This is a genomic window from Nostocoides jenkinsii Ben 74 (genome assembly GCF_001046875.1).
GTDB lineage: Bacteria > Actinomycetota > Actinomycetes > Actinomycetales > Dermatophilaceae > Nostocoides_A > Nostocoides_A jenkinsii.
The window spans coordinates 2,706,293-2,714,669 of the sequence record NZ_HF571038.1 but is presented as its reverse complement, the minus strand read 5'-3'; the positions used below and the strand labels follow the sequence as shown (position 1 = coordinate 2,714,669).

Here is an 8,377-nt window from a genome sequence, read left to right as displayed (position 1 = left end):
AATACGAGCAAGCCCACTACGCTGCCCTCAAACCCGAGCCGCAGCCCGCATGAGAGCGGCAGAGAACCCGTGCCGATTCAAAATCCCCGGCACCACCGGCATCAACCTGTCCAAAGCAGCTTGACAACTTCCGAGGTATTGCGTCCGGACCGGGTTATTGCGTCCGCGACGGGGTGGTGGGGTGGTCCGGCGGGGGTGGTCTGGCTGGGGATCAGGCCCAGCCGAGCTCGTGCAGGCGGTCGTCGTCGATGCCGAAGTGGTGGGCGATCTCGTGCACGACGGTCACCTGGATCTCCGAGAGCAGCTCGTCGCGGTCGACGCACATGCGCATTAGGGGGCCCCGGAACAGCACGATGCGGTCGGGCAGGTTGACCATCCCCCAGCCGTTGTCGCGCTCGGTGAGGGCGACACCCTCATACAGGCCGAGCAGCTCCGGATCCCCTGGGTCGGGTTCGTCCTCGACGAAGAAGGCGACATTGTCGAGTTGGCGCATCAGGTCGGCCGGCATCGCGTCGAGAGCGTCTGAGACGGCCGCCTCGAACTCCTCGCGAGTCAGGTACACCATGCCCACCAGATTAGGTGCCGCCACAGCTCCTCGCGGAGGCGAGGTTGCTGGCACTGGGTACATGGCGAAGGCCCCGCCCTCCGAAGTCGGAGAGCGGGGCCTTTCTCCACGGGCCCCAATTCAGCACGGGGCCCACAAACGGCTCAGAGCGCGTTCTGGCCCTTGTAGGACTCGAACGTCCAGCCGATCAGGGCGAAGACGCCCATGAAGACGCCAATGGCCACGATCCACCAGCCGACGGCGATCCCCATGAAGATCAAGGCTGCGGCGAGGCCGAGCCAAAGGGGCCACCAGCTGTATGGGGCAAAGGCGCCGTAGTCGCCCTCGATCTCGTGGATCTCACCGTCGGGGTTGTCGTCCGGACGGTAGCCGATGCGCTTGCCGGTCATCCACAGGTAGAACGCCACCATCGCACCGAGGGCGGCCGCCAGGAGCAAACCGACGACGCCGACCGGCTCGTTCCAGTCGGTTGCGAACCCGTAGATCGGGCCCATCACCGCACCGAAAACTGCGATCAACGCGAAGAACAGGGACTCGGTCTTCATCCTCGGGTTCAGTCCTTCCTGGCCGCGGCGACGCGGCGGGCTTCATCGGCCTTGTTGGCCCGGATGAGGCTGGCAGGTGCCGCATCCGGGTGGTGCAGGTCGAACGCCGGCCGCTCGGAGCGAATCCGGGGGATGCTGTCGAAGTTGTGCCGAGGCGGCGGGCAGCTGGTAGCCCACTCCAGGGAGGCGCCGTAGCCCCACGGGTCGTCGGTCTCGACGAGCGGTGCGGTTTTCCAGGTCTTCCACACGTTGTAGGTGAACGGGATCATCGAGGCGCCCAGGATGAACGCGCCGACGGTGGAAACCTGGTTGGCCAGGGTGAAGCCGTCCTCGGGCAGGTAGTCGGCGTAGCGCCGCGGCATACCGTCAACGCCCACCCAGTGCTGGATGAGGAAGGTGGTGTGGAAGCCCACGAACAGCAGCACGAAGTGGATCTTGCCGAGGGTCTCGTTGAGCATCCGGCCCGTGAGCTTCGGCCACCAGAAGTAGAACCCGGCGAACATCGCGAAGACGACGGTGCCGAAGACGACGTAGTGGAAGTGGGCCACCACGAAGTAGGAGTCCGAGAGGCTGAAGTCGAGCGCCGGGCTGGCCAGAATGACGCCGGTCAGACCGCCGAAAAGGAAGGTGACCAAGAAGCCGAGCGCCCAGATCAGCGGGGTGCTGAAGACGAGATGCCCACCCCAGAGGGTGCCGACCCAGTTGAAGAACTTCACACCCGTTGGGACCGCGATGAGCATGGTCATGATCGCGAAGAAGGGCAACATGATCTGGCCGGTGACGTACATGTGGTGTGCCCAGACGCTGACCGACAGAGCGGCAATCGCGATCGTCGCGAACACCAGGGTCTTGTAGCCGAAGATCGGCTTGCGGGCGAACACCGGCAGCACTTCGGAGATGATCCCGAAGAAGGGCAAGGCGATCACATAGACCTCTGGATGCCCGAAGAACCAGAAGAGGTGTTGCCACAGAATCGGGCCGCCGTTCTCGGGCGAGAACACGTCGGCGCCGAAGCGGCGGTCGGCGCCCAGCGCGAACAGGGCCGCGGCCAGGGCCGGGAAGATCAGGATGACGAGCAGCGAGGTCACCAGGACGGTCCAGGTGAACACCGGCATCCGGAACATCGTCATGCCGGGAGCACGCATACAGATGATCGTGGTGATGAAGTTGACCGCGCCGAGGATGGTGCCGAAACCACCGAGTGCGAGACCGAAGACCCAGAGGTCACCGCCGATGCTCGGGCTGAACACCGAGTTGGACAGCGGCGCATAGGCGAACCAGCCGAAGGCCGCCGCCCCACCGGGGGTGAGGAAGCCGAAGGCCGCGATGAGCCCGCCGAAGAGGTAGAGCCAGTAGGCGAACATGTTGAGCCGCGGGAAGGCCACATCGGGCGAGCCGATCTGGAGCGGCACCAGCGCATTGGCGAATCCAGCGAACAGCGGCGTCGCGAACAGCAACAGCATGATCGTGCCGTGCATCGTGAAGAGCTGGTTGAACTGGTCTTCGTCGTCGACGATCTGGATGCCCGGCTGGAAGAGCTCCATCCGGATGATCAGCGCCATCAAGCCGCCGATCAGGAACCACACGAAGGAGGTGATGAAGTAGAGGTTGCCGATCACCTTGTGATCGGTCGTGGTCAGCCACTTGACTGCGGTAGTGCCCGGGGCGAGCCGCTTGTGCTCGACGCGGTCAGCGGTGCGCAGCAGGGTGGCGTTCGAAGTGACGCTGCTCATCGTCAGTTGCCCTCCGTGCTCAGCAGGTTCTTGTCCTGCGGGATGATCGGCGTGCGCAGGTTGGCGGGACCGAGCAGCCCCTCATTGCCAGCAGCCTTGAGGTCCGCGATGTGCTTGTCGTAGTCAGCCTGCGAGACAACCTTGAGGTTGAACAACATTCGCGAGTGGTAGGCACCGCACAACTCGGCGCACTTGCCGGCGTAGGTGCCCTCTCGGGTCGGGACCACCTGGAAGGTGTTGACGCGACCGGGGATCATGTCGAGCTTCTGCAGGAACGCCGGCACCCAGAACGAGTGGATGACGTCGTTAGCGGTCAGCTGGAACTCGACGCGCTTGTTGACCGGGATGTAAAGCGTGGGGAGGGTCGCCTCGACACCGGGCTTGCCGGTGAGTTGTGCCTGCGTCCCCGCCTCGTGCGCGTTGCCGGTGACGTAGTTGAAGTCCCAGCTCCACTGCTTGCCGACGACATTGACCACGACATCGGGTGGCGTCGCGGTGTCAGTCAGGGCCCGCTCGTCACGGTCGGTGTAGTAGAAGAGCACCCCGATCATGAAGATCGGCACGATCGTGTAGAGGATCTCCATCGGCACGTTGTATTTCAGCTGCACGGGCAGCGGCGGGTCCGTCGCCTTGCGCTTGTAGGCGACCATGCACCAGATGGTCAAGCCCCAGACCAACCCACCGACCGCGAGCGCGGCAATCCACGACCCCAGCCAGAGGCTGCGGACGCGATCGGCACCCTCGGTGGCCCCCTCCGGCAAGTAGCCATCGGAAAGCTTGCCTTGGGCACCGGCCAGGCCACAGCCACCGAGGCTCAGGACGACACCGGTGATAGCCAGGCCGAGCCCGAGCCGTCGAGGAGAGCGGCGAGCGACTTCGGTGTGTGGCAAACGCAACGCGCACCTCGTTCGAATCGTTGACGCCAGGCGCCAGGAGCCTGGCGTCTGCAGGAGCAGCAGGCAGCACAAATGTCGGGCCACCTACGTCAAAAGTACCCCAGGACAAGGCGGTCGCGCAGCAAGGGTGTCGTAACGTGATCTTTCGTGCCGCCGACCCCCACGCCGAGCGCGAATTTAGACGCCGCCCCGGGGCAACTGCACCCCTTGGCCAAGCAGACTTTGCTGGCCGCGATCGAGGCTGGCTGGGCCGATCCGCGTCGCCTCTATCGGGAGGCTCGGACTGCGCGGGCCTTTCTGGATCAGGCCCGAGAGGTGCTGGCATCCGGACTCGGCACGCGTCCCGAGGAGCTGTCGTTCCATGCCGGCGGCGCGTCGGCCGCGATCGGTGCCGCGCTTGACGGTCTGGCGTGGCCGCGGCGACGAACCGGCGAGGCCGTGGTGGCCTCGGCGGTCGAGCATTCGAGTGTCCTCATTCCCAGCCGGTATGCCGCGGCGCACGCCCCCGAGTCAGCCCGCCTCATCGAGGTGGGCGTCGAGCGGGATGGTCGGGTCGATCTCGCGCAGTGGTCAGACGCCGTGGCCACCGGCGGTGTCGCGGTCGCGGCCCTCCAGCAGGCCAATGGCGAGGTGGGCACGATCCAACCCCTCCACGAGGCGTATGCCGCGTGCGCGCGTTCCGGGGTCCCCCTCCTGGTCGACGCCCAGGTGAGTCTCGGGCGGGTGGGCGCGCCCGCGGCATACGACGCCTTGGTGGGTGACGCGGCGACGGTAGGCGGCCCGCCGCTGGGGCTCCTGGTGACCCCTGCTCGAACTCGGTTCGCGCGGAGCGGGGCGCCGCGCGAGGCTGAGTTCGGGCGAGCGGACTCCCCCGTCTGGGTGCCGCTCGCCTTGGCCGCGGCCGAGGCCTGGCAGCAAAGCGCCGCGGCACGGGTTGCGGACGCGGCCGAGGCGGCCGCCCTGACCGCGCGGATTCGGGAGGCGGCGGCGGCGATCCCGGATGTCGAGGTGGCGGGGCATCCGGACGACCGACTGCCGCACATCGTGACGTTCAGCGCGTTGTATGTGGACGGCGAGACCATCGTCGGGGAGTTGGACCGGCTCGGGTTGTCGGTGGCTTCGGGTTCGGCATGCACGGCATCCACGCTCGAACCCAGCCATGTGCTCGCCGCGATGGGTCTGCTCACGCACGGGAATGTCCGGATCACACTGCCGTGGGCGGCTATGGCGCCGGACCGCGCGGCGGCGATCGATCGGCTCATCGAGGCGCTGCCGGGCGTGATCGCCGCGGCGCGAGCAAGGCTAGGGGCGGACGGGCTGTGACGCGGCCTCCCCTTCCGACAGGCCCCGACGAGCCGCCTTCGAGCCCGGAGGCGACGCCTCCGTGCAGTGAGGTCGATGCGCTTGGCGTGGAGGTCGATGCGCTCGGGACGCGCTGCCCGGTCCCGATCATTCGGGTCGCCCGGGCGGTCCGCGACCTGCCTCCGGGAATCGTCGTCGTCCTGCTCGCCTCCGACCCGGCGACGGGCCCGGACGTGGCGGCGTGGTGCCGGATGCGCGGTCATACGCTCTTAGATGCCGATCCGGGAGTCGGGGAGGACGGCGCGGGGACCCGCTATCGGCTGCGCACTGGATGCCTCAACGAGGGTGGCTTAGATGGCGTAGGGCCAGGTCAACGCCATGTAGAGGCCGAAGGTAAGTTGCGCCGCGGCCAGGAGCCCGACTACGAACCAACCGCGAATTGAAGCCCATCGAGGGCCGGCAAGCATGGCGAGCGGCACCACCGCGACGGCCATGACGAGGAGGAGCCGGGGCTTGGAGTACCAGAAGTTCGACGCGGCCACAACGGACGCAAGCCCGGCCAGCAGCCATCCCGCATAGGGCCGCGTGTCGCGCTGGACGAGGGTCGCCATGGTGATGGCAACCCCCGTGGCGAGGATCGCGAACGTCGGGACCGCCACGGCCAGCGGAAGATCGTGCACCACGAAGAGGCGGTCGAGGAACTCCCAGGTCGAGGCTCCCCCGTCGAACCGCGTCGCCCAGCCGGCCTCCTGCACCGCGAACCAGGCGTCGCCGCGACCCGCCCGCTGCCCGGCCCACCACCAGAACGCCGGCACGCCGGCCACGCCGACGGAGCAGGCCCCCACGATCACGGCGAGTTCCCCGCCGCCGCCACGGCGACGCCACCAGTGCAGCACGGCATACGCGAACAAGCCCGCCGCGGTGACGACCCCGGCTGGCCTCGTGAGCGAGGCTGCCACCAAGGCCAGCGCGACCCACCCCCACCGGCGCCGCTGCGCCCCCAGCAGCGCGAGGAGGCCGAAATCGAGGAAGAGCGCCTCGGCATACGCACAGAAGAGGATCACCGGCATCGGGACCGCGGCCAGGAGACGCACGGCCATCAGCGACGGACGATCGGCGAGTCCTTCGCCGCGCGCAACCGCATAGACCAGCGGGCCGAGCGCGAGGCTGGCGAGGATCGCGACGCTGAGCAGGGCCGGACGGGGGCCGATGAGCGGGAGCATGCCTACGAGGCGACCGAGCATCGGGAAGACGGGGAAGAAGGCGAACTCACCGCCGACCAGCAGCCGCCCGGTCGGGTCGATCACCACCTCGTGGGGGTAGCCGTGTTCGGCGATACGGCCATACCAATCGGCATCCCAGAGGGCGAACCAGCGGCGGAACCGGTCGGTGCCGCTCACGTGCGCCCAGAGGTATGCCGCGGCCACCCCCACCAGGAGGGTCACCTCCCGCACTGCGAGCGGTCGCCATACGTCCTGACGCCACCGCGGGGAACTCACCCCCACTCCCCCGGTGTCCACCGGTGCGCCGACCAGAATCCCCAGTCGGTGGCGGTGGCGGCCAGCGCGACGGGCAGGCGCGTGCGGTAGTCGTCCCGGTCGATCTCGATGATGCCCAGGCTGGCGAGATGTTGAGTACGCCATTGCACGTCGATCAGGTAGTCGCCCGTCGCGGCGAGCACGTCGACCAGGCCGACGAGGGCGACCTTGGAGGCGTCGGTGGCGCGGTGGAACATCGATTCGCCGGCGAAGAGACCGCCCAGGGCCACGCCATACAGTCCGCCGACGAGGTCGCCCTGCTCGTCCCACACCTCGACGCTGTGCGCCCACCCGAGTCCGTGGAGCGTGCGATAGGCGTCGGCGATGTCGGCCGAGATCCAGTCCCCGCGGCGTCCGGAGTGGGCGCAGGCGTCGAGGACGGGGTCGAAGGCCTGGTCGATGCTGACCAGGAAGCGGCGGGCGGAGCGACGCAAGGTGCGGCTGATGTGGAGGTCACCGGGCAGCAGGACCCCGCGTCGCTGGGGTGACCACCACCCCATCCGAGGCGGCTCGCCGCCGACGCCCATCGGGAACACCCCGATTCGGTATGCCGCGAGGATCGTCCCCGGCTCCAGGTCGGCTCCGACGGCGATCAGGTCGTCTTCTCCCGCGGCGTCGAGCGAGCCGGCGAAGTTCCACGGCGTGGGGGCAGGCTCGACGGGGTTGGGGGGCATGGGGGTTCGGGTTATTGGGTTTTCGTTATGGCCGTGGGCAGCGCAGGTGCGGGCCGATCTCGCTGGCCGACTCGGGCCCATAGGCCTCATCGAGCCGCCGCAGGAAGGTGCGCTTGGAGAGTTCGTATTCCTGGGTGCCGACCGTCTCGATCACGTGTGCCGCCAGGACGGAGCCGATCTCGGCGCACCGCTGATGACCGAGTCCCGCGGCCAGACCGGAGAGGAAGCCGGCGCGGAAGGCGTCGCCGACGCCGGTGGGATCGGCGAGCTTGGCAACCTTGGCGACTCCGACGTGGATGGGTTCGACGCCGGGCGACTCGATCGTGACGCCGTCCTTGCCCCGGGTAGTGACGCGGTGGGTGACGCGCGCGGCGATGTCGTCGCTGGACCAGCCGGTCTTCTGCTCGGTGAGCCGGGCTTCGTACTCATTGGTGATGAGGTAGGTCGCGCCCTCGATCATTTCGCGGATCTCGGGGCCGTCGCTGAAGGCGAGTTGCTGGCTGGGGTCGGCGATGAACGGTATGCCGCGCGTGCGGCACTCCCGGGTGTGGCGCAGCATCGCCTGCGGATCGTTGGCGCCGATGAGGACGAAGTCTGCACCGCCGACGCGCTGGGCGATCGGCCCCAACTCGATCATGCGGGCGTCGCTCATGGCGCCGGCATAGAAGGTGGCGATCTGGGCCATGTCGTTGTCGGTCGTGCAGACGAAACGTGCCGTATGCCGCGTGCCCGAGACGAGGATGGACTCGCAGTCGACGCCGTGGCGCTCCAGCCAGCTGCGATAGGACACGAAGTCCTCGCCGACCGCGCCGACCAGGACCGGCCGCATGCCCAGGTTGGCCATGCCGAAGGCGATATTGGCGGCGATCCCCCCGCGGCGGATCTCCAGGTTGTCGGCCAGGAAGGAGAGGGAGATCTTGTCGAGTTGCTCGACGACCAGGGAGTCCGCGAAGCGCCCCTTGAAGGTCATCAGGTGGTCGGTCGCGATCGAGCCCGTCACGAGGATCTGCACGGGCGCCATTATGACGTGCTGGGCAACCCGAGCCCTTCGCGCCGCCGCCCCACCCCGCGGCACCGACCCTCGCGCGGACGCAATAGCCGGCGGCGGACGCAATAGCTTTTGC

General features: G+C 68.0%; 9 protein-coding genes. 2 read left to right on the top strand and 7 right to left on the bottom strand.

Annotated features, from left to right (window positions below; translation table 11 throughout):
- Positions 1 to 211: 211 nt before the first annotated feature.
- The 4 genes from BN13_RS13000 to ctaC form a co-directional block, all read right to left on the bottom strand.
- Complete coding sequence (locus BN13_RS13000; protein ID WP_048547504.1) at positions 212 to 565, bottom strand: metallopeptidase family protein; 354 nt, start codon at positions 563 to 565, stop codon at positions 212 to 214.
- Between the two features lie 143 nt (positions 566 to 708).
- Positions 709 to 1,110, bottom strand: coding sequence for a cytochrome c oxidase subunit 4 (locus tag BN13_RS12995; protein ID WP_048547502.1), 402 nt, complete (start codon positions 1,108 to 1,110; stop codon positions 709 to 711).
- An 8-nt stretch (positions 1,111 to 1,118) separates the two neighbouring features.
- Positions 1,119 to 2,843: an aa3-type cytochrome oxidase subunit I gene (gene ctaD / locus BN13_RS12990; RefSeq protein WP_048547500.1), complete on the bottom strand. Its 1,725-nt coding sequence runs from the start codon at positions 2,841 to 2,843 to the stop codon at positions 1,119 to 1,121.
- Between the two features lie 2 nt (positions 2,844 to 2,845).
- Positions 2,846 to 3,739 carry an aa3-type cytochrome oxidase subunit II gene (gene ctaC, locus BN13_RS12985; RefSeq protein WP_407667865.1) on the bottom strand — a complete coding sequence of 298 codons (894 nt, stop codon included), beginning with the start codon at positions 3,737 to 3,739 and terminating at the stop codon, positions 2,846 to 2,848.
- A gap of 147 nt (positions 3,740 to 3,886) precedes the next feature.
- On the opposite strand from ctaC, the gene BN13_RS12980 reads away from it, so the two are divergent.
- Entirely contained in the window at positions 3,887 to 5,062 is a 1,176-nt protein-coding gene (locus tag BN13_RS12980) for an aminotransferase class V-fold PLP-dependent enzyme (RefSeq protein ID WP_048547495.1), read from the top strand.
- Positions 4,954 to 5,484, top strand: coding sequence for a sulfurtransferase TusA family protein (locus BN13_RS20380; RefSeq protein WP_235434041.1), 531 nt, complete (start codon positions 4,954 to 4,956; stop codon positions 5,482 to 5,484). Before BN13_RS12980 ends, BN13_RS20380 begins: the two co-directional genes overlap by 109 nt.
- Here BN13_RS20380 and BN13_RS12975 read toward each other — a convergent pair.
- Genes BN13_RS12975 through BN13_RS12965 form a run of 3 tightly spaced genes read right to left on the bottom strand, consistent with a single transcriptional unit; the run spans position 5,392 to position 8,265 of the window.
- Positions 5,392 to 6,540 (bottom strand): glycosyltransferase family protein, encoded by a 1,149-nt coding sequence (locus BN13_RS12975; RefSeq protein WP_157038586.1) that lies wholly within the window; start codon positions 6,538 to 6,540, stop codon positions 5,392 to 5,394. The two genes, BN13_RS20380 and BN13_RS12975, sit on opposite strands and share 93 nt — an antisense overlap.
- Positions 6,537 to 7,253, bottom strand: a complete 717-nt coding sequence (gene aat, locus BN13_RS12970; protein WP_048547490.1) for a leucyl/phenylalanyl-tRNA--protein transferase — start codon at positions 7,251 to 7,253, stop codon at positions 6,537 to 6,539. The genes BN13_RS12975 and aat overlap by 4 nt, the downstream gene beginning before the upstream one ends.
- Before the next feature lie 25 nt (positions 7,254 to 7,278).
- Positions 7,279 to 8,265, bottom strand: coding sequence for a carbohydrate kinase family protein (locus tag BN13_RS12965; protein WP_048549153.1), 987 nt, complete (start codon positions 8,263 to 8,265; stop codon positions 7,279 to 7,281).
- Positions 8,266 to 8,377 lie beyond the last annotated feature (112 nt).